Annotated in this window: 11 protein-coding genes and 1 other RNA gene; 9 read left to right on the top strand and 3 right to left on the bottom strand. The window is 40.0% G+C overall.

The genetic code is table 11. The annotated features are described in order from the left end of the window. Positions 1-1285: 1285 nt before the first annotated feature. From aspS to erpA, 8 genes are all read left to right on the top strand, one after another. The gene (aspS, locus tag KW136_RS00485) at positions 1286-3088 is read left to right on the top strand and encodes an aspartate--tRNA ligase (protein ID WP_216796409.1); all 1803 of its coding nucleotides are present in this window, start codon (positions 1286-1288) and stop codon (positions 3086-3088) included. 24 nt (positions 3089-3112) lie between these two features. Beyond that, on the top strand, positions 3113-3583 hold the full coding sequence (gene nudB, locus KW136_RS00490) for a dihydroneopterin triphosphate diphosphatase (RefSeq protein WP_216796410.1): 471 nt from the start codon (positions 3113-3115) through the stop codon (positions 3581-3583). A gap of 4075 nt (positions 3584-7658) precedes the next feature. After that, positions 7659-8978 (top strand): Glu/Leu/Phe/Val family dehydrogenase, encoded by a 1320-nt coding sequence (locus tag KW136_RS00495; RefSeq protein ID WP_420885629.1) that lies wholly within the window; start codon positions 7659-7661, stop codon positions 8976-8978. Positions 8979-12035: 3057 nt separating this feature from the next. Next, positions 12036-13133 (top strand): dihydroorotase, encoded by a 1098-nt coding sequence (pyrC, locus tag KW136_RS00500; protein WP_216796411.1) that lies wholly within the window; start codon positions 12036-12038, stop codon positions 13131-13133. A 643-nt stretch (positions 13134-13776) separates the two neighbouring features. Beyond that, positions 13777-14179: RNase P RNA component class A (gene rnpB / locus KW136_RS00505), an RNA gene on the top strand. Between the two features lie 928 nt (positions 14180-15107). Then, entirely contained in the window at positions 15108-15536 is a 429-nt protein-coding gene (gene rplM, locus KW136_RS00510) for a 50S ribosomal protein L13 (protein WP_216796412.1), read from the top strand. 15 nt (positions 15537-15551) lie between these two features. Then, positions 15552-15944, top strand: coding sequence for a 30S ribosomal protein S9 (gene rpsI / locus KW136_RS00515; protein ID WP_216796413.1), 393 nt, complete (start codon positions 15552-15554; stop codon positions 15942-15944). Positions 15945-16097: 153 nt separating this feature from the next. Next, positions 16098-16439: an iron-sulfur cluster insertion protein ErpA gene (gene erpA / locus KW136_RS00520; protein WP_420885623.1), complete on the top strand. Its 342-nt coding sequence runs from the start codon at positions 16098-16100 to the stop codon at positions 16437-16439. Positions 16440-16965: 526 nt separating this feature from the next. Here erpA and KW136_RS00525 read toward each other — a convergent pair. After that, positions 16966-17787: a M23 family metallopeptidase gene (locus KW136_RS00525; protein ID WP_216796415.1), complete on the bottom strand. Its 822-nt coding sequence runs from the start codon at positions 17785-17787 to the stop codon at positions 16966-16968. A 414-nt stretch (positions 17788-18201) separates the two neighbouring features. On the opposite strand from KW136_RS00525, the gene tyrS reads away from it, so the two are divergent. Then, the gene (gene tyrS, locus KW136_RS00530; RefSeq protein ID WP_216796417.1) at positions 18202-19446 is read left to right on the top strand and encodes a tyrosine--tRNA ligase; all 1245 of its coding nucleotides are present in this window, start codon (positions 18202-18204) and stop codon (positions 19444-19446) included. 280 nt (positions 19447-19726) lie between these two features. Here the strand turns inward: tyrS and ruvB are convergent, their stop codons facing one another. Next, positions 19727-20791 carry a Holliday junction branch migration DNA helicase RuvB gene (ruvB, locus tag KW136_RS00535; protein WP_216797358.1) on the bottom strand — a complete coding sequence of 355 codons (1065 nt, stop codon included), beginning with the start codon at positions 20789-20791 and terminating at the stop codon, positions 19727-19729. A gap of 69 nt (positions 20792-20860) precedes the next feature. Next, positions 20861-21442, bottom strand: coding sequence for a Holliday junction branch migration protein RuvA (ruvA, locus tag KW136_RS00540; RefSeq protein WP_216796418.1), 582 nt, complete (start codon positions 21440-21442; stop codon positions 20861-20863). Between the last annotated feature and the right edge of the window lie 19 nt (positions 21443-21461).

The following is a 21461-nucleotide window of genomic DNA, read 5'->3' on the forward strand; positions in this document are numbered from 1 at the left end:
CTATTGTTAGAGTTCTGATCAACGCGGTTAACGCTGCGAGACTAGCACGAGCCCGTATACTTAAATAAGATTTATACCTCGTGTACTCTGCATTTCGTGTCATAATGGGCATATAAGTATGTTTTCCTGTTTCCTATTTTAGTCTGGGCATCTTAAGTCTCGATAGTAATATAATAGTAGCTCGCTGTATTTCTTAAAATGTTTGTTTATGGAACAGCTTAAAGCTCCATTTGTTGATATAGCATAAGGATACTACTTAGATATACCTCAGCCTATTATTTAAATACGTTAGCCAGCATGCAGTAAGTAAGCTGCCAGCAGAAAACGTCTGATATAAGTTCTAGTCTCTAGGCCAGTGTTGTTCTATTCGAATACCAATTCTGGCCTAGGCTATAATTAATGAGATTTTTAGGCAGACGACACCGATTTATACGCTCGCCCCTAAGCTCCTAAAACTAGGGATTCTATACACCGTATCAGTAATAAAGTGACTGCATCTAGACCTAAGTTAGAGGAGCTCTTTGATGATTTATTGAGTAATTTATATAGCGGTAACTATACATATAACAGAGCGGCGATACGATAAAACATGGTAAAAGTGATGGGAGGTATATCTCACGACTGGCTCAACTATTCTAAAAATCTGTCTAAGCATCTATCTATCAAAATTCAGCCAATTAAAGTGTAAATTGCTCCCCTAGTGCTTCTTTATATAAACACTAAGTCTCCAATGATCGGGTTGTATGCTATAGATAAAGTGAATAATAGTGAGTGCGCATGTGTAAATTCTGCCCAGATATTAGGTTTATTCTCTTATATCTGTATTTGTACTTAATATATTAATTTAGAATCTTATAAAGATAGACCCCCCGTCAATTCCTAGGGAAAACTCTTGGCTTATTAAGCATTAATTCTTTTTATATTCATGTTCAGAAAAGATAGCTAACACACTGACACTATTAATGGGTAATGTTTATACAAAGTACCTTAAACTATCTGATAATAAGAACGCATATTATTAATTTTTTAACTGAGATCCCGATCTGCAGCATCGACAATCATTAATTATGTAGACGTCTATATTATGCGTCAGCCACGCTGTAGTAATAAGACTAAATATAATGACGCTAGCTAAGATGGTACTAACCAGGCTAGTAGCTCTTATATTAATGAGTATAGAATCAGCTAACTACTCCGTAGGGGAGCTAATGCTAGCTAATTAACGGCTAATCTAATTCATATGGGCACATCACGTGCTTATTTTTACAAATAAAAGACAAATATCATGTCAATGAGATCTGAGTATTGCGGTCTAGTGACTGAAAAACTGCTTGGGAAATTAGTATCGCTATGCGGCTGGGTGCATCGCCGCCGCGATCATGGTGGTGTCATCTTTATCGATCTACGCGATCGTGAGGGATTAGTACAAGTAGTGTGTAACCCGGATCGGCCGGATATGTTTAAGATCGCCGAAGGCGTGCGGCATGAGTTCTGTATACGTGTGGTTGGCATGGTGCTGGCTCGCCCTGAAAATGCCCTTAACTCGCATATCACGAATGGACAGATTGAGGTTTTATGCCACGAGCTGACCGTACTAAACGCATCGATTACGCCGCCAATAAAACTAGACGACGAGAACCTATCGGAGAATGCTCGTCTGATGCATCGCGTATTAGACTTACGCCGGCCGCAAATGCAGCATAATCTGCGTTTGCGTTATCATGTAGCAATGGAATCTCGCAAGTATCTTGATAAGCATGGATTTATCGATATTGAGACTCCAATACTCACAAAGAGCACACCAGAAGGCGCGCGGGACTACTTAGTACCATCTCGTGTGAATGCCGGGATGTTCTTTGCGTTACCGCAGTCGCCGCAACTGTTTAAGCAGCTGCTAATGATAGCGAATTTTGACCGATATTATCAAATTACAAGGTGTTTCCGAGATGAGGATCTACGTTCGGATCGGCAACCAGAGTTCACTCAAATTGACTGCGAAACCTCATTTCTAGACGAGCGGGAAATCCGAGATCTTTTCGAGGCGATGATTCGCCATGTGTTTAAAAAAACGATTAACATCATGCTTGTTAATCCATTTCCAGTTATGTCTCATGCAGAAGCGCTACGACGATTTGGTTCCGATAAGCCCGACTTGCGTGTAAGGCTAGAATTTACAGAGTTGACCGATGTAATGAGGGATGTGAATCTTAAAGTATTTAGTATACCGGCGAATATGAAAGATGGCCGCGTAGCCGCGTTATGTGTGCCACGCGGAGCAGAGTTAACGCGCCGAGATATTGATAGTTATACAAATTTTGTAAGTATCTATGGCGCAAAAGGTCTTGCGTGGATCACCGTTAATAAAGTGGCTAAAGGGCGAGATGGCTTGCAAGGCCCGATTGTAAAGAATCTACATGATACGTGTATTAATGCCGTCTTAGAGCGTACTGCCGCGCAGAATGGTGATATTATTTTCTTTAGTGCGGGCCGCTCTAAAGTTGTTAACGACAGCCTTAGCGCTCTGCGATTAAAAATTGGTCACTCAGAGTTTGGGCGCGCCGTTGGGCTATCCGAAGAAGGTTGGAAACCTCTGTGGATCATAGACTTTCCAATGTTTGAGTACGATAACGAGGTAAATCGTTGGGTTTCTGCACATCACCCATTTACTAGTCCAAAGGATGAATATCTCGAATACCTAGAGGTTAATCCAGGTCATTGTCTTGCAAGAGCGTATGATATGGTTCTTAACGGTCAGGAAATTGGCGGCGGCTCAGTGCGGATCCATCGTGAAGATGTACAAAGTCGGGTATTCAGGGCGATGAAGATTAGTGCTGAGGAAGCACGCACAAAATTTGGTTTTTTCTTAGACGCCTTGCAATATGGCGCGCCACCACACGGTGGTATTGCTTTTGGGCTAGATCGAATTGTTACTATCATGGCTGGTGCTGATTCGATTCGAGATGTAATTGCATTCCCTAAAACGCAGCGCGCGCAGTGCCTACTCACTCAAGCACCAAGCCGAGTAGATAAATCTCAGTTGCATAATTTACATATTCGGCATCAAAACGCCGAGCCCGAAAGCGCCTAGCGCAATGCGCATTAAAAATTATTAATGTCTAGGCTATTTAAGATACCGGAGTCGGTGTTAGTAGTAATTCACACCGTTTCGCTTAACGTATTGATTATAAATCGTGCGGATTTCCCCTGTTTTTGGCAATCCGTAACAGGCTCAATTAATACTTATGACGAACCACTTCTACTAGCCGTAGAGCGAGAGGTCTTTGAGGAGACAGGTATTATAGTCAATACGGCACAGATACCGGTTAATGCGCTACTTAATTGGCAGCATTCTGTTAAATATAAGATCTACCCGCAATGGCGCCATCGCTATGCACCTGGTGTCAAGCTAAATATTGAGCACTGGTTTAGCCTCTGCGTGCCAGAAACTATTAATATCACTCTAGCGCCGCAAGAGCACATCTCATACATGTGGCTTCCTTATCGGGATGCAGCCAAACGTTGTTTTTCAGAATCGAATTGTAATGCTATCCTGCAGTTACCAAGGAGACTCGCCTACAACTAAATAGAACACTACAGTAGCTTTATAGTAGCTCATATGCTTCAGGATCTTTGATATACGATAGACAAACTCTGAGCAGGCTATCATATCTTTAGGACCTGGAATAACTGTGATTTTATAGATCTAGAAGTGTGTTTTAATACATCATTATAGGGTTTATAGAGAAGTATTGACACAATCAGCATAAGGCCTTGTTCGGGCTAGGTATTTTTTAAGCCTTGCATATATATACGCTTTTCCGAAAGACATGCGCATGCAGTAATCAATAAAAATTGATACATATATAATTATGACTATACCATTACATAGTAAATCTATGTTTTGTAGTGCTACTTTAGAATTCATTCTAACTCACTATAAGCCGATGAGAATTAACTCCATTATTTTATAGGGTATATAAAATTTTATATAACGAAATACTAGTTTAAGGCCCCCCTTTTTTATTCATTAAATATACCTGTTACTTTACACTGCTAAACTAATACTAGTTTGCTCAGCACTATGCTATTTATGAATATAAAATTATCTAGTGCTTAACCAAAATTTCTTAATTAGCCGCTAGATGCGGCGTAAGTTAATTTGCGCTGCAGGTCATGGTGAGCGAATATTTTTAATAATTAAATATAGAATAAATGTGTTTCGCTTGAGTGCGAGCTAGCATTTTATATATTAGTTATCAAGACGTATAGGTATATTAATATTGTGCTACAAGCGTACTAATTCATAATATGATCGTAGTAATCTATACCGGGCGCGCCACCTTATTATCTAATCTCAAGCTTAATTATAAGATAACAAATACCCAGGATGGGGTTACCTGCACACTATTTTGAGTACGCCTTAAAGCGTTTTGAGGCATTTAATTGGAGCTTTTGCTATTTAAAGTCACCGCATACTAAGCTATATCTAATATTAGTAATACGTGTACAACAGATATTATCTTGTATTCCAACTAATAGATGAGATTCAAAAAAACCTACATAACTTAATGATGAGCTATTTTTCATAGTATTCTAGATAAAAATCTAGATTTTCTATCTTTTTTATCAAAAATATTTGAGATTCTTGATTAATTTAAAAATATTTGTCATTGCTTAATTACGGGCACAGTCTGTGCCATTACTTAGCACTTTAAATGCATGCGATAAATCTCAATACTAGCTGCTTACTAATTGTTAGCACAATATAGTAAAATTATTTTTATAGTGTGTTATTACATAGATTGTATTGCCTACAATTATTTGTAATTATTTTCTTTTCGGTATAATAAAAAATTATTATGTAATAAACAAGTAAATCTATATTTTTATCTTAAGTGCCGTGTGGGAAAGACTAGAGATCTAAAATAGATACATTGATAATCGGACTTCTAGTTAATTTTATTCAGGGCATGCAGATATACGGATAAAAAACAGAGTCATCTCGCATGCCTGCGAGGGCTGGTAAAAGTCTATCCAAGCAGTAAATACTAGAGAATTACTTTGTACGTATTGCCTAGATATGCATAGACACTGTAACAACTGGTATGCGGGATGCTAATAACTAGACTCCAGTTATTCTATGCTCGAATATATAATGTACTATATGTTATAGGTCTATCTGATAGAGGGGTATGTAGCTAATCTTGAGACAACTAAATTTTTAGATATCTACGTATAGCCTGACATAGGCATTATCAAATCTATATGGAATCCAGTTAAATATTACTGTCGCCCTTGTTAGGCGACAGTAGCCTTATTGTCTAGCATCTACTACTCTATGCGTCGTAGTACACGTATCTAGAAAACACATGAATTGATATTAATATTAATTCTAATCTCAGTTACTATCTATATTAGTACCTGAGCTGTATATCGGAGCTTGAGCTAGTATTGTTAATAAGCTGTCATAGCTTGTTAACAGCAGCACTAGCGAAAGTGCCGCTGTTAATCTTTATCTAGACTAGGATTATGGTATTTAATCAAACCTATACTTTAAATAAGTAAAAATTAAAAAATAATAATTATTATATCGTTCTTTTATACCTAGTAACTCTATTCTAACTACATCGTAGTGCGTCTGTGCCTTATACTGATGCATACGTTTATAATCTTTTATTTTTTTAACACCTTCAGGCTTTTACGTTGTTGTTGTTTAATACTTCCTTCTTTGAGAAAATTTAAGATTATATCCTATATATTCCGATAGCGCCTTACTATAGCACAGAGCGCTGCCTAAGCGCTGAAATATAGCTAATCTAATTAAAATAGATATTATACTATGCATAAAGCTGGCTTCTAGCCAGCTTTATGCAAGCAATAACAATATATTTACTTTGCTTCGGTTAAGTGCTTATCAAGATATTTTTGCTCTATTGCAACATTATATTATCCGGTATTAGCGTTAGGCATATTGTCCATATAGTAATAAATAAGATTTGCTCATTAATAAAGTAGATTAGTAGTACTCTTAGGGGCTTTGCCTAGTGTTACTATTTAGATGGTGCGTGCTATGGAACCGATCGCTGACATAAGTCGGCGGAGAAAGCTTTATGATACTTTAATACTTTTGCTAACTCTACGCGTTGCGTATAAATTACCATATCACTGATAATCTAATCATCAGTTAGATTATCAGTGATATGTGCTACTAGCTTAGCGGTCGCCAATGAATATTGGTTATTTAAAGTCAAAATAATTCCCTCAACCGTGACAACGTAACTGTTTGTGCAAACGATATCAGGCCTATACTAGCGAGCTTAATCTGCGCCATAATCTAGTTGGCGGTTTGGATTTATTGTGTAATTCAGGGGAATATGCAATGCTATTAATTTAGTGTCGGGTATTAAATTAGGGAGGTGGTCGAAATCAGTTCGACGTATTCGTATGCTAGTTAAAGAATTTTTTTCTATGACCGCTTATATAAACCAATAAGTTCTGCGCGCTGTTTTTAAAAATGAATATTTATCAACTTTTCTTAAAATTGATTAAGCAAATAATACCTAAACTACCTATTAGTATATATAAAATTATATATGCTTAGCATTTGCTTGTTTTCTGAGAATCAGAACACTAATCTAAGCTAAGTATGTTGATTTCGATGAATGTATCATTGAACCTATTGTATTTATATACAACCACTCGATGTCATTAGACGTTCAGAACAATTATTTATACTAATAGTAGAGCGCTAGATTAAACTTCTGATGATTTATGTGTTATTGCAACCATTAACATTACTGTGTAATAAGGCTGCATATGTTTAATAGCTTTACTATTATTACGGCATATCGTCTATTTATGTATAAGCCCCTGGCGGGGCAGCATAATGCTGCTGAATATTACAATCTATTTTGTTGTGCGCTATTCCGTGACTATAATTAAGAGTATCGTGGAAAGATTGTGTAGGGCCTGGTATAACGACTAATGATTGTTGTCTTATAAGAGTTGCCCGCAGCAAACATTAGCGAGCACAATTAAGTTTTCGTCTTGAGCGCGCCTTATGAACTTTTTTGAGCTAAACCTACGTAGTGTAAGGCGCTTTCACTAGTGGAGGAAGTTATGACTTGATGATAAGCTATCGCTATTATAGCCATCCTATATATTAATAAAATACTTATACCGGGAATAAAGCATAATTAGCCGGTTACTATAACTGCGTATGTTTCATTCCTCTAAACATAAGGAACTTGATTAATTTTATTTAACTAAGTAAGCGTATAAAACCAATCTGGCCGAAAAGGTCAAGGCGACAACTATGACTAGGTTCACCGGCAAATTCCTACTAGATAATATAGCAATGGTTAAGCGGTTATCGATACTTTTTATCGATAACCGCTTAAACCACTTCTATAAGATGCGATAGCTAACTAGTTCACGCTCTCGACAAAGATCTGGTTATATTGCAATAAGCTAGTGCGTTGCATAGAGATTATAAGTGTGCAGCTAGCAGGAGAACGCGCTGTCTTATCGTATCTCTCGCTTGGAATAATATGGCACTATACATTTTTCCAAGAAAAACAGAGCATGATAATTTAGCGTTGGATTTAGTCTTGCCGCTTTTTACAATGACGGCCTTCTTGACTGAAGAGAACCTATTCATGTCCGCGCAGCAAACTGTTTTGAACAATTCATCGATGCCTTCTAAGCACGCTTTGCCTTCCTACTTACATACTGATTCGTTGGGTCCATGGGGCTCTTATTTGCAGCAAATTGATCGTGTAGCGCCCCATCTGGGTTCGCTTTCTCGCTGGCTTGAGACGCTCAAGCGACCCAAGCGCATTCTAATCGTCGACGTGCCAATTGAAATGGACAACGGCACTACAGCCCATTTTGAGGGATACCGAGTTCAGCACAATACATCACGCGGCCCCGGGAAGGGTGGTGTACGATATCACCAGGATGTCACACTATCCGAAGTAATGGCGCTCTCCGCCTGGATGTCGATTAAAAATGCCGCAGTTAACGTACCATATGGTGGTGCGAAAGGTGGCATTCGAGTCGACCCACGAAAGCTCTCACGAAATGAACTCGAGCGAGTTACGCGCCGGTATACAAGTGAAATTGGCATTATCATTGGGCCACATATCGATATTCCAGCAACTGACGTCAATACTGATGAGCAGGTGATGGCATGGATGATGGATACGTACTCAATGAATACTGGTCAAACGGCAACAGGCGTTGTAACAGGTAAACCAGTCTCGCTAGGCGGATCGCTGGGCCGGCGTGAAGCAACAGGGCGTGGGATATTTACTGTCGGTTGCGAGGCGGCACAGCGTATCGGATTAGACATCGCATCAGCTCGAGCTGCGGTTCAAGGATTTGGCAACGTCGGTGGGATTGCCGCACAGCTATTTGTCGAGGCAGGCGTTAAAGTAATTGCAGTTCAGGACCATACTGGAACGATCTATAAACCATCCGGTATCGATGCGCATGCGTTGCTCGAGCATGTTTCTGCTCGAGGCGGCGTAACCGGATTCGCGGGTGCGGAGTCGCTCGTCAACGATAATTTCTGGGATATTGAGAGCGATATACTAATTCCTGCTGCGCTTGAAAGTCAAATCAATGAGCAGAATGCATCTCGGATTCGCACAAAGATCATAATAGAGGGAGCAAATGGTCCAACAACGCCGATCGCCGATGATATCCTGCGCGAGAATAATATACTAGTAATCCCTGACGTAGTCGCTAATGCCGGAGGCGTAACAGTCTCTTACTTTGAATGGGTCCAGGATTTCTCCAGTTTCTTTTGGACTGAGGACGAGATAAATCAGCGGCTAGAGCGCATAATGCGAGAAGCGTTTGCTAGTGTCTGGCAAGTAGCTCAGGAAAATAATGTGTCTATCCGAACCGCAGCCTATATCATCGCGTGTAAACGAATTCTGATGGCGCGTGAGATGCGTGGTTTGTATCCGTAATTAACTTTCTTAGTCCGTAGTAATCATTACTATGATTAAGATCAACTGTGTGGCAGTCAAGTAGATTGTACTCAAGATAAAATGAAGCGACTTGCAGAATAATAAACGTAACAGCTTTTAGCTTAACGTTTTTAATTGTTCTATTTTACTAAAATAACGTAATTTTTTGAGAAGGAAATTATTAATAAATTTGCACTCACCCTGATCGTTATAGCTAAGGCCGATTAGTTATAGGAGACAGGGATATTTAAAAAAGTAATTTAGATATAATTACATTAGCGTACTGCGGGACGCTTTTCTGCTCTCGCACTATACTAATAAGCATTAGATCCAAAATTATTTTCAGGAGTTATCTCATGCAACCTGATGAGTATTAATATATTGTAACTAAAACGGAAAAGATGCTTAGATTTAGCATCTTTTCCGTTTATTTTCGACATTTGCTTATTATCCGACTTTGCGCGTTTCTGCTATACTCATGGTAACTGGCAAGTTAATAAACCCGCCTAGGAGCTAAATTAGAATGGCAGAATGCTATTGCAGTGTCTTGTATACATAAGCGGTTTCAGCTAATCTTCGCATTCTGGTAGGTGTATTATAAACAAGTAGTGCGCCTAAGGTTATATTTTATAACTTAGCACTTTGCTCTAGAAAATTGCGCTATCGTTGAAAACGGTATATGCTTTAGGTAGTTAATGATGCATACACGTCTCTTCTTAGAATTATTTTATATCTTTAAAAATCTATAACAACCTCAGTTTATGCACTATGCAGTGGGGGGCTACTAGTAGTATCAGGCGTTTTATATTGCCGCAGACTTTCTTTGGGTTTTAAAGGCTCTAAAACGATTGGATTTGGCATTAACTATCGATTTTCTGGGTTTATTAGAGACTATAAAGTATTAAAAATAATTGATTGTGATGCGTGCGGATATACCTCACTTATTCTAGTGAAGTTTATTAAAATATTGCACAAACTCGGGTGTCATAGATTGAATCTATCAAATCAAGAAAAAACATGTTTATTTAAAAATATTAGAGAAAATTACACATTACTAAAACTAGTGTAGCATCACCAGCGCGTGGTAGATACTAGCCAATGCGAGTAGTTTACTGCCCCTCTTAATCCTAACCTTATCAGCACTACAACACCGATGTTATAAAAAATCCTAGATGTGTTGTCTACAATTTATTTTGATTGTGCATCATGATACTTATGTTTTGATTATTTGAGGCGGGCTCTGCTTAGAGATTAGCTAAGTTATTATTAGGAATAGCACGAGGCAAAAGTAATACTTGTCTACATTGAGTGGAACACGAATACAACAGAACCTTTGTTACTAAGGTTTACCATTTTATTACACTCTGATCTAGAGATAATTAATGAAATTCTTAATATAATGGGCAAGCTAGCGCATGAAGAGATAACAATGATGTGCGTCATGTATGAGTACGAAATAGGCTTTGCCAAAAAGGTTGCGAATCGAGTAATTTTTATAGATCAAAGGATGATTATTAATGATAATTCTATTAAAAGCTTTTTGCACATCTAAAATTAGACCGCGCTAAAAATTTTTTAGCTAATATTTTAAATTAATTATTATATTTTTATGCATACTCCGAATAAGTTCAGTGATGTGAACACGATAAAATTAATAGGTGATAACTCGTTAAAAAATATCTAGACGCTAGGCAAAATTTTCTTAGGCATCCAATTATCTAATTATACATGCAATACCAGATCATAGATTGCATGCATGGCTTTAATAAGAGTAACTACAATAGCTGTCTGAGCTACTAAAATATTTTTTACTATCTCTAGTAAACATATTTTGTACTAATGTATTTTTCACCGATCTTCTTATCAAGACTACTAAAAAATAAATGAGAATCAAGCAGATTTTCTAAGTAGTGTTAAATATTTTTTGCAGTGCCTAGAGAGAGATAAAGTGAAGCCGCCCCAGAGACCATATAGCGGTACCGCGCGGCGCGTCAATATTATCTATAAAGCGTTTTATCAGTGACATGCAGCATATAATAGACCCTAAGTAGAATCTATAACTTTGTAGTAGTGGTTTTGGGTCGTATCTATTAGTAACTAACTTTTTCTTTTTGCTATTTTTACGCTACTGTAGTTCTACCCTTGTGCAATAGATTCTCAACATTGTTTACCACGTCGTCAGGTACTAGCCACCTTGATACCATACCATAATTAGTCTTTCCAGGAATAGAGTTATATTTTTAGGATAAAGCATTTTTACTTATGATTTTTTGTAAGAAACTGTATCATAATTACTAATGCTTTATCCTAACTTCATATATTACATAGAGTTAATACAGCTTCTGTATTAATCAAAACATAATTATATAAGTTAGTTGCACGTGAAGCACTTTAAGCTATTTAAGATATCTATCCTCCTAACTTAACCTTAAAAAGTTAAAAATGTGGTGTAAAAATAGCTGGCTTAGCAATACACTGAATGTAGAAAAATGGAGTAGGTACTGCATAATAGCGCAGACGCTAATATGTATCGAGTAACTAGTACACACAGTAAAGTTTTAGCGCATATTTTTATATCATCTCTATACCATAGGATCTAAGATCCTAAATCAATGAGTTGAGCTAGATGAATAGCTATCCTCAAACATCAGCTAACCCTGCATAGCCCTAAAAATTTCTATGATTACGTTTTTTTGACTTGTGGAGTATTTCTTTATTATTTAAGAAATCGCTAGTGTCATCTAGTTAATAAAGATAAATGAAGGAATGTTAGTTCTTAAAAAACGCTTCTAACGAAGATGCCAGCATAATTTATCAAGATTATGCTGCGCTCTGCATAAACCGTCAAAGCCTTATAAGGCATAACATAATTTCTTTTTTCTAGGTGAATAGTGAGGGGTAGTGCAAACATATATACTTCACTTATATGCTTAGAGCCCGTATATATAATATATTATTAAAGTATTACACGACTCATCCGTATAAACCTGGACTAAAGCGGAAACGCATATATTGCCTAGTTGCGAGCACGCCTTTACGAACTTACTTTTGATTAACATGAATACCTGCCATCAGCCTACCGAAGCCGGCTTAGACTCGTTTAGAATTGCTAAGATAACTTTCGCTCGTCCTGATGATTGGCATGTGCATGTTCGTGATGGCTCCCTGCTTAAGGCATTGCTGCCACATACTGCACGGCAGTTCGGCCGCGCAATTATCATGCCGAACCTAAAGCCGCCAGTTATCACGACTGCGCAGGCCGAATCTTATCGGCAGAGAATCCTGGATGCGCGTCCTACGCAGGGACCTGGCACTACGTTCGAACCTTTAATGACTTTATATCTAACTGATAATACGTCGTCGGATGAGATTCTGCGAGCCCACAAAAGCGGTTTCGTATATGGTGTAAAGCTCTATCCGGCCGGTACAACGACTAATTCAGATGCCGGTGTTACGGATATACGCCACTGCACGGCTGCGCTAGAAGCAATGCAGCAGACTAATTTGCCACTGCTAGTTCACGGAGAGGTCATGGATCCATTAATCGATGTATTTGATCGAGAAGAGGTATTTATCGATCGGGTACTTGAACCATTGCGGCGAGATTTTCCTGGACTCAGGGTGGTTTTTGAGCATATTACGACACGCAGCGCAATAGCGTATGTGCGTGACGCAGACGCAGCACCGGGCATGCTGGGCGCAACCATCACTGCCCATCACTTACTGCTAAATCGCAACGCAATGCTAGTCGGCGGCATTCAACCGCATTATTATTGCCTTCCCGTCTTTAAGCGAGAAGCACACCGCGTGGCACTCGTCGAGGCGGCTATTTCAGGTCATCCGCGCTTTTTCCTTGGTACTGATAGCGCACCACACCCGAAGAACCTTAAGGAGAACCAGTGCGGTTGCGCGGGTTGCTACACAGCGCTAAATGCGCTGGAGCTATATGCTCAAGTCTTTGAGGAAGCTGGCGCCCTGAACCGATTAGAGGGCTTTGCAAGCTTTTTTGGTCCTGACTTCTATGGATTGCCGCGCTCTACCGACACAGTGACGCTTGAGAGATCGAGTTGGACGTTACCAGAAGACATTGAGGCAAGCGGTGTTAATGTAGTAGTATTTAAAATTAGTAAAGCTCTGAGCTGGAAGCTTTGCTAATGAGCAAATCATTATATCATCGCCGAGCAGGTTCAGTTTATAATATATACTGAGACTATAGTTTGAGTTGTTAAAATTAATATCAGGTATCCTAGATTAAATGCCTAGTACCTATAGGCTTTTATCTACTCTCATAAAATAATTGAGACTAGAGAAGCAGTGCCGCATACTTTTGCCAGTATGGCATATTAAATATAATTTAGTTGTATATCCATTCTCGAAAATCTAGACAATTTTTTAACATATACATAGTGTGCTATGTTTATCTCTCTCACAGTAAGGGTGATATGACTAGTTATGCGATCTCATTAAGACGCAGCGGTAAACTAGAGTAAGGCTGCTATATAGTGCAGTTACTTATTTTTGACAAAATTTATGACTTCTGATATTTCGTTAGCTGGAGTGCTGCTTGCTTTTAAAAGCAAACAGCACTCCATTTTTTATAAGCTCCGTCATTCAGTTAAGGATTTAGCAGTCGTTTGACGTAAATAGCTTGTCAAGTTCGCCCTACAGAACGAAGTTGTACCGCTAACCATCCTAGTATAGGGGGGTCGAGTATACTCATTTACCATTTTAATAGAGCACTATAATATTCCTCAGTCGCTAGTATAGCTTATCTAATGAGGTTATAATAAGAATGCGCAAAGTAGACTAGACAGCCGCGTCTTCCGAAAATTTCGAGAAGACGAGGAAAGTCCGGACTCCACAGGGCAGGGTGATGGCTAACAGCCATCCGTGGCAACACGCGGAACAGGGCAACAGAAAGTAAACCGCCAATGGCCCGTGTAAACTGGGATCAGGTAAGGGTGAAATGGTGCGGTAAAAGCGCACCGCGACTACGGTAACAAGTTCGGCAGTGCAACCTCCACCCGGAGCAATTCCAAGTAAGCAGGCGTGCGCTTGCATCAAGGCGCAAGAGTGGACCCACCCTAGCCTGCGGGTAGGAAGCTTGAGCGCGTCAGTAATGACGCACCTAGAGGAATGGCTGTCACGTGTAGCGGGTAACGTCGCACGCACAGAATCCGGCTTACCGGTCTGCTTTGTGTTTCCTTTTATAAGGAAGCCTACAATATACTCATATACCCATAAAGGTATATATTTCGCTTTCTTAGCAATATCATCGCCGAAAAGCAATCTCCTATAATAGGGTATTAATAGCTCGCTTCATGCTTACTTCCTCAGTTTAGGATACTCAGACTTTATAGTCGATAGAAGCGATAAATTTTCTTTAGGGGAGTTGCATTATCATTTACTATTTACCCCGGTGCCCGGTATCTATCAACCTCCAGGCAGTTATTAGAACATGTTAAAGGAATCCTATTAAAAGTACTAACATCTAGTTATTGCCCGCATTAAAACAGCAGCTATTTATCTTTATCAAGTAGATTATAACGCCCCTATATGCTGTCGTATGTTCCTAAGCTTACTTTGAGTATACTGAGTCAGCTGATTTGCTAACTTACTATAGCGATGTTAAGCAAGCTGCATATTAACCAAGATTTATACATAAATTCTAATTACCAGAAGCTAAGCTGGATAAATATAGTAGTAAAATTTTTACAGTAATTAAAATTCTTAGGAAGATTACTTATTTAAAGTACGCTTTTAGCTAGAAATCATAAAGCTATTATTAATTAAGGGTTTAGTTTTATTTTTAATAAATAATATCTTTGATATGAGGGAGTAACGTAACGTAGTTTTCCTTGCGACTACTTAGTTTAAGCTCTATAATACTCGATGTTAGTCGACTCGATAGCATCCTCTTTTTATATTTAGTACGTCAAATAAAACGTGGAAAAGATTCTACTATAATCATTTAGAGCAAGATTAGACTGAGCTAGTGCTAGTCTAGCATTTCTTCTATAAAAACTTTTTCGAAAAAATGCTCTCGGAAAAAATTTTTGAAAGCCTGCGCTGCGCTTAATACAAATTCATCAGCAGGACTAAAAGCAAAGCATTTTATTGGGATCGATCATGAAGACGTTTTCTGCTAAAGCCCATGAGGTAAGGCATGAATGGTACGTGATTGACGTGACGGATAAGGTACTTGGCCGCGTCGCTAGCGAAGTAGCTCGCCGCCTTCGCGGCAAACATAAGCCCGAGTTCACGCCGCACGTCGACACCGGTGATTTTATCGTCGTTGTTAATGCCAGAAAACTAAAAGTTACTGGCAAAAAAATGACTCATAAAAAGTACTACTCTCACTCAGGCTATCCAGGTGGCATCCACGAAACGGTTTTTGGTAAAATGCAAGAGCGTTTCCCGGGTAGAGCGCTTGAAAAAGCTGTTAAGGGTATGCTGCCAAAAGGTCCGCTTGGATACGCAATGATTAAAAAACTAAAAGTTTATGCAGACTTAATGCACCCGCATACTGCTCAACAGCCGAAGACGCTCGAGATCTAAGGAGTTATAGTTAGAATGATTGGAAATTGGAACTACGGGACTGGCCGTCGAAAAAGCGCGGTAGCTCGCGTATTTATTAAGTCCGGTAAAGGCGATATTATCGTTAATGGCCAGCTTATTGCTGACTATTTCTCACGCGAGACATCGCTAATGATTATATGTCAACCACTAAATCTTGTAAGCCATACAAATACTTTTGATATTAAAGTCAATGTAATTGGTGGTGGCGAAACTGGTCAAGCTGGTGCTGTGCGCCATGGTATTACCCGAGCTCTAATTGATTATGATGAGACATTAAAGCCAGCCTTGTCAAAAGCTGGCTTTGTAACGCGAGACGCCCGTGAGGTTGAGCGTAAAAAAGTAGGCTTGCATAAAGCGCGTCGTCGTAAACAATTCTCTAAGCGTTAAGTACATCTGTATACCGCCCGATAAATCTCATAAAAAGTTTTGATAAGTTTAAATATAGATACACAGACTTAAATGCGTGATATGTAACAGCCTTAGGAATAGTATTAAAATTTTGGCGGGAGCTCGATGAAGGCTATAACTAGTATACCCTCTATGACTAAAACTCCAATCTTACTTATTTTTACAGATGCAGCCGCCAAAAAGGTAAAACAACTAATCGATGAAGAAGATAACCCAAAACTAAATCTCCGGGTATTCGTTCAAGGTGGCGGCTGTTCAGGGTTTCAATATGGTTTTACGTTCGATGAAGAAATCAACGAAGATGATACCGTAATCAATAAGAATAATGTCCGCCTATTAATCGACGCGATGAGCTATCAGTACTTAATAGGTGCTGAAATTGACTATAAAGACGATTTAAATGGCGCTCAATTTATAATTAAAAACCCAAACGCGACTACTACTTGTGGATGTGGCTCATCTTTTTCTATATAAATATTATTGACTACTTAAATAAGTCAACTTGTTTATTTAATAATAATAAATGTGATCTACTAAAATCACAATATTTTGTTATAAACATATATTTTTTATGTAAAACCATAGTAGCAATATTTTATAATTAGTATTATCTACTATATAAACTTGTGCTTGCAGTACTTTTATAAAAATACTATATAAATATCTATAATTTATTTGATATAAAGCTACGCTAGCTTAGCGTAGCTTTATAGTGCCTACTAATACATACTAAAAATTAGCGCACTCCTGTTATAAGCTTACCCAAGGTTCTACATAATTAGTCTATTTTGAGCAAAGTCACCACCCTACACTCGTTAATATTTTCGCTAGACATTAGGTAATATGTGCCTATAACTTTTCAGGTCAGCCATCCCCTAAACTGGGGTTCTATTTATATAAAAACTCCGTAGCATTGTGAACTATATATCTATTAGAAGAATAATGCTCGAGAACGATGCAGCCTATGACGCAGGCAGCATTGCTATCACTAACTATAATGCTATATGTTAGGTAGGCTATTTTCATTAATTAATAAAGTATTTAAGTATCGCTTAAATGCGTGTAGCGTAGTGCCGTGTAACGATGCAGGTTTACCGACTGATATTGAGAGTGGATTTATATGGTGGCCTTGATACCGTACTTCATAGTGTAGATGCGGACCAGTCGCCCGGCCGGTCTTGCCTACGTAGCCAATCACGTCACCGCGCATGATTTTTTTTCCGACTTTTAGTTTTAGTGGGGTTCTCGATAAATGGGCATAGATAGTTTCATATTGTTGATTATGGCGTATGATGACTGTCTTGCCATATCCATGTCTCCACCCTGAAAATGTAATAATTCCAGGCCCGCTTGCCCATACTGGTGTGCCATACGGCGCGGCCCAATCAACGCCACCATGAAACGAATAGTGCCCAGAAATCGGATGTATGCGTTTACCAAAGCGCGACGATAAGCGAGCGCTAATAACAGGACGAGGGTTAAGTGCTTGCTGTAGCGAGTGCCCATTAACGCTATAGAAACCGTCGACGCGTATGAGAGATGGACGATACCAGATAGCTCGGATAGGTTCGGCATTAATTGCCTTCGCTTCTAGAAGAAGGATTCGTTGAGTGTGACATGGTTCACCAGCTGCTGCGCCAACTAGCACGCGGTAGCGCTGTCCTCGTAGAGGTCCAGCTCGTGTGCGCATACCTGGTAGAGCATCAATCGCTTCGTCGATTGAACTACTTAGTACACCAGCTTGCCGCATGATGCTAGCGAACCTGCTATCCAGTACACCTGATAAAATCCGCCTAGATGAGGAGTCTAACTTAGCAGGCATATAATATGAACTCAGTGCTGTTCTATACCAACCTGTAGTACAGACTGTATTGCTGGTAACTTGCGCTTGTATGGCTGTTGAGTAGGATGATGTATATACTACATGCGTAGGTATCAATAGTGTAGATACTGCAGCGAAAGCGTACGGGATCGTTATGCTCAAACTCACGGATACAGAGATATTCGAGTAATTAATTATTTAACAGAGTGCTATGTTCCACAGTGGCGTAGCGCTATAGTGCGGCTGAACACGAGTGTCAAACCCGCCGGAAGTAGTGCCACATAACGTAGCATCTCATTTCTATAATAAAAAATAATTCCTTTAAGGGTTATTGTAGATAAAACTGCAAAACGCAATACGTGATGCGTTGCTGTATATTATTTGTGCAACAGTATCGTGAAAAGTTCCCAACTAATGAGTGCTACATCTAGCGTTCCTGTGCCATACTTTCCTATTACTGATGAAGTCCACGCCATCCTGGCTATAGTGCGGCGTGGCTGCGAAGAGCTTCTAATTGAGGATGAGTTCGTACAGAAACTGGCAAGGAGCGCACAAACTGGCAAGCCATTACGTGTCAAGCTAGGACTTGACCCAACTGCACCAGATATCCACATTGGACATACAGTGGTACTTAATAAGATGCGGCAGTTACAGGATCTGGGGCATACCGTTATTTTTCTAATTGGTGATTTCACCTCGTTAATTGGTGATCCATCTGGGCGAAACCAGACGCGTCCGCCGCTCACTCGTGAGCAAATCGAAGTCAATGCAAAGACTTATTTAGCACAAGCTGCGCTAGTCCTCGACTGTAAAAAAACTGAGATTCGCTATAACAGTGAATGGTTAATGCCGCTAGGCGCTGATGGTGTAATCGGGCTTGCGTCTCGCTATACTGTAGCGCGCATGCTCGAGCGTGAGGACTTTACTAAGAGATTCCAAGGAAGGGTGCCAATCTCGATCCATGAATTCTTATATCCTCTAATACAAGGATATGATTCGGTTGCGCTCCAATCGGATCTTGAGGTGGGCGGCACTGATCAAAAGTTTAATCTATTAATGGGCCGCGAGTTGCAGAGGCAGCATGGCCAGGAGCCTCAGTGCATTCTGACAATGCCGCTGCTCGAAGGGTTAGACGGTGTCGACAAGATGTCTAAATCTAAGAACAACTATATCGGTATTAGTGATAAGCCATCTGAGATATTTGGGAAGCTTATGAGCATCTCAGATACACTAATGTGGCGTTACATTAAATTACTTTCGTTTCGAAGTCTTGATGAGATTACAGACTGCCAGCGGCAGGTTCAAGCCGGTTATAACCCGCGCACGCTAAAAGCGCTATTCGCGCAGGAAATTGTTGCTCGTTTTCATTCCCAGGCTGATGCGCGGCGCGCTTTAGAGGATTTTAATCTGCGCGCGAGAGGCGGGGTTCCTGAATATATTACAGAAATTGAGTTAGGTGGCGCACCGCTTCCTATTAAGCAATTGTTGAAACAGGCTGGTCTAGTTCCATCTACCAGCGAAGCATTGAGAAATGTTGAACAGTATGGTGTAAAAATAGATGGCACGATAATTATTGACAAAGAGTTAAAGCTTGAGTCGGGCGTATACGTTGTTCAGGTCGGCAAGCGACGTTTTGCACGTGTGACCCTACGTGCCTAGTAATGGTTGTACGAGGCTGATGATTTTATCGCTTATGCACGGCGGTTATCATATTCTCCCAGAGATCGATGCAAACACAATCCCTATAATGCTCGTATGGGCTTTACTATGCTCTATAAGCATATAAGGATTATCTTTAGTTATTATTGAGCTAGAACTTTTTTATCAATTTAATAATACCCTGCTAGTCAAATCTTTTGTCAAAGAGAGTGGCTATACTGGCTTACCCCGTCCTAACTAAAGTTGGGACTTAATGATTTAGAGATATATCTCCTAGAGATTAACTATTGTCCGATAGCATTTTACGGGTCACGGATTTGTCTTGTATGCGATCTGTAAGGCCAAAGTAACGATAAGCAAGCAGCGTGGCAACACGTCCTCTCGGTGTACGCTGCAGATAGCCTTGCTGGATTAAATAAGGTTCAACTATGTCTTCGATCGTATCGCGTTCCTCACCAATTGCGGCAGCTAAGTTATCTAGACCTACTGGGCCACCATCAAACTTATACAAGATCGAGTCTAGGAGCTTACGGTCCATCACATCAAAGCCCAGGGAGTCGACATCAAGCATTGCTAATCCAGCATCAGCTGTCAGTGCTGTAATTCGGCCGTTAGACTTAACTTCGGCATAATCGCGAACGCGACGTAACAGCCGGTTCGCAATACGCGGAGTACCGCGCGACCGTTTCGCGATCTCTAGAGCACCTTCAGGTTCAATTTTCGTACCAATAAGGTAAGCTGAACGCTCGATAATACGCGCAAGTTCGCTTGCAGTATAAAACTCGAGCCGGGCACTAATTCCAAAGCGATCCCGTAGCGGGTTAGTAAGCATACCAGCGCGTGTAGTAGCTCCTACTAGCGTGAATGGCTGAAGGTCTAGTTTGACGCAGCGTGCCGCCGGCCCCTCTCCAATTATAATATCAATCTGATAATCTTCGAGTGCCGGGTATAAAATTTCCTCAACAACTGGTGATAGCCGGTGGATCTCGTCGATAAACAATATATCGTTTATTTCGAGATTAGTTAGTAGTGCAGCCAAGTCTCCGGCCCGTTCAAGTACCGGTCCCGATGTCTGGCGCAGGTTAACACCCATCTCTCGAGCAACGATGTGCGCAAGCGTAGTTTTACCTAGCCCTGGCGGAGCAAGTAGTAGAACATGATCGAGTGCTTCCGATCGTCGCTTTGCGGCTTCAATAAAAATCTCAAGCTGCACGCAAACTTTTTCTTGTCCGATGTATTCGGCCAGCCGCCGAGGGCGTAGAGCTCGTTCGAATATTTCTTCGTTAGGTGACGCAGAGATTGGCTCAATCAGGCGCTCTGAGACAAGTTTATCAGTTTCAATCATAAGCTGATTGTACTGCATTACATCCACTATACTTGCGCCTAGCGCGCTATAATCACACTATTATGTAGTTTATAACTTTGACAAAATCTTTAAAGCAAGTTTAATACCATCCGATACATTGATGCTCACTGGTATATCTTTCATTGCAATCAGCGACTCTCTCTCGGAATAACCAAGTGAAATAAGGGCGTGCAAGACATCTGTCGTATAGTTGAGTGATAATGAGGCCGATGTAGTTGTACTGACGTCGTCTCTCAATCTGCCTTTCAACTCGAGCAACAAACGTTCGGCAGTTTTCTTACCGATACCTGGCACTCGCGTTAGGCGAGTAGTATCTTGTAATGCAACTGTATGCGAAAAATCAACCACACTCATTCCGGAAAGCACTGCAAGCGCTATACGAGCTCCAATGCCACTAATCTTAAGTAATTCTCTAAAAATATGCCGCTCTTGTTGTGTGAGAAAACCATACAATAGATGAGCATCTTCTCGAACAATGAGCTGAGTAAATAATGTGACTTTATTACCAGTACCAGGCAGATTATAAAACGTGCTCATCGGCACATCAATCTCGTAGCCGATACCATTGCACTCAGCCAGGAGATGAGGTGGGGTTTTCTCGAGCAGAATGCCCGTAATGCGCCCGATCATAGCGAATCTTATAAAGTTA

The sequence above is a fragment of the Candidatus Vallotiella hemipterorum genome (assembly GCF_910593725.1).
Lineage (GTDB): Bacteria > Pseudomonadota > Gammaproteobacteria > Burkholderiales > Burkholderiaceae > Mycetohabitans > Mycetohabitans hemipterorum.

Excerpts from the sequence above, each read along its gene's own strand:
- KW136_RS00495 (WP_420885629.1), top strand. The coding sequence starts at position 7,659 with ATGTCCGCGCAGCAAACTGTTTTGAACAATTCATCGATGCCTTCTAAG.
- KW136_RS00525 (WP_216796415.1), bottom strand. The coding sequence starts at position 17,787 with ATGCCTGCTAAGTTAGACTCCTCATCTAGGCGGATTTTATCAGGTGTA.
- aspS (WP_216796409.1), top strand. The coding sequence starts at position 1,286 with ATGTCAATGAGATCTGAGTATTGCGGTCTAGTGACTGAAAAACTGCTT.
- rplM (WP_216796412.1), top strand. The coding sequence starts at position 15,108 with ATGAAGACGTTTTCTGCTAAAGCCCATGAGGTAAGGCATGAATGGTAC.
- tyrS (WP_216796417.1), top strand. The coding sequence starts at position 18,202 with ATGAGTGCTACATCTAGCGTTCCTGTGCCATACTTTCCTATTACTGAT.
- erpA (WP_420885623.1), top strand. The coding sequence starts at position 16,098 with ATGACTAAAACTCCAATCTTACTTATTTTTACAGATGCAGCCGCCAAA.
- ruvB (WP_216797358.1), bottom strand. The coding sequence starts at position 20,791 with ATGATTGAAACTGATAAACTTGTCTCAGAGCGCCTGATTGAGCCAATC.
- nudB (WP_216796410.1), top strand. The coding sequence starts at position 3,113 with ATGTCTAGGCTATTTAAGATACCGGAGTCGGTGTTAGTAGTAATTCAC.
- rpsI (WP_216796413.1), top strand. The coding sequence starts at position 15,552 with ATGATTGGAAATTGGAACTACGGGACTGGCCGTCGAAAAAGCGCGGTA.
- ruvA (WP_216796418.1), bottom strand. The coding sequence starts at position 21,442 with ATGATCGGGCGCATTACGGGCATTCTGCTCGAGAAAACCCCACCTCAT.
- pyrC (WP_216796411.1), top strand. The coding sequence starts at position 12,036 with ATGAATACCTGCCATCAGCCTACCGAAGCCGGCTTAGACTCGTTTAGA.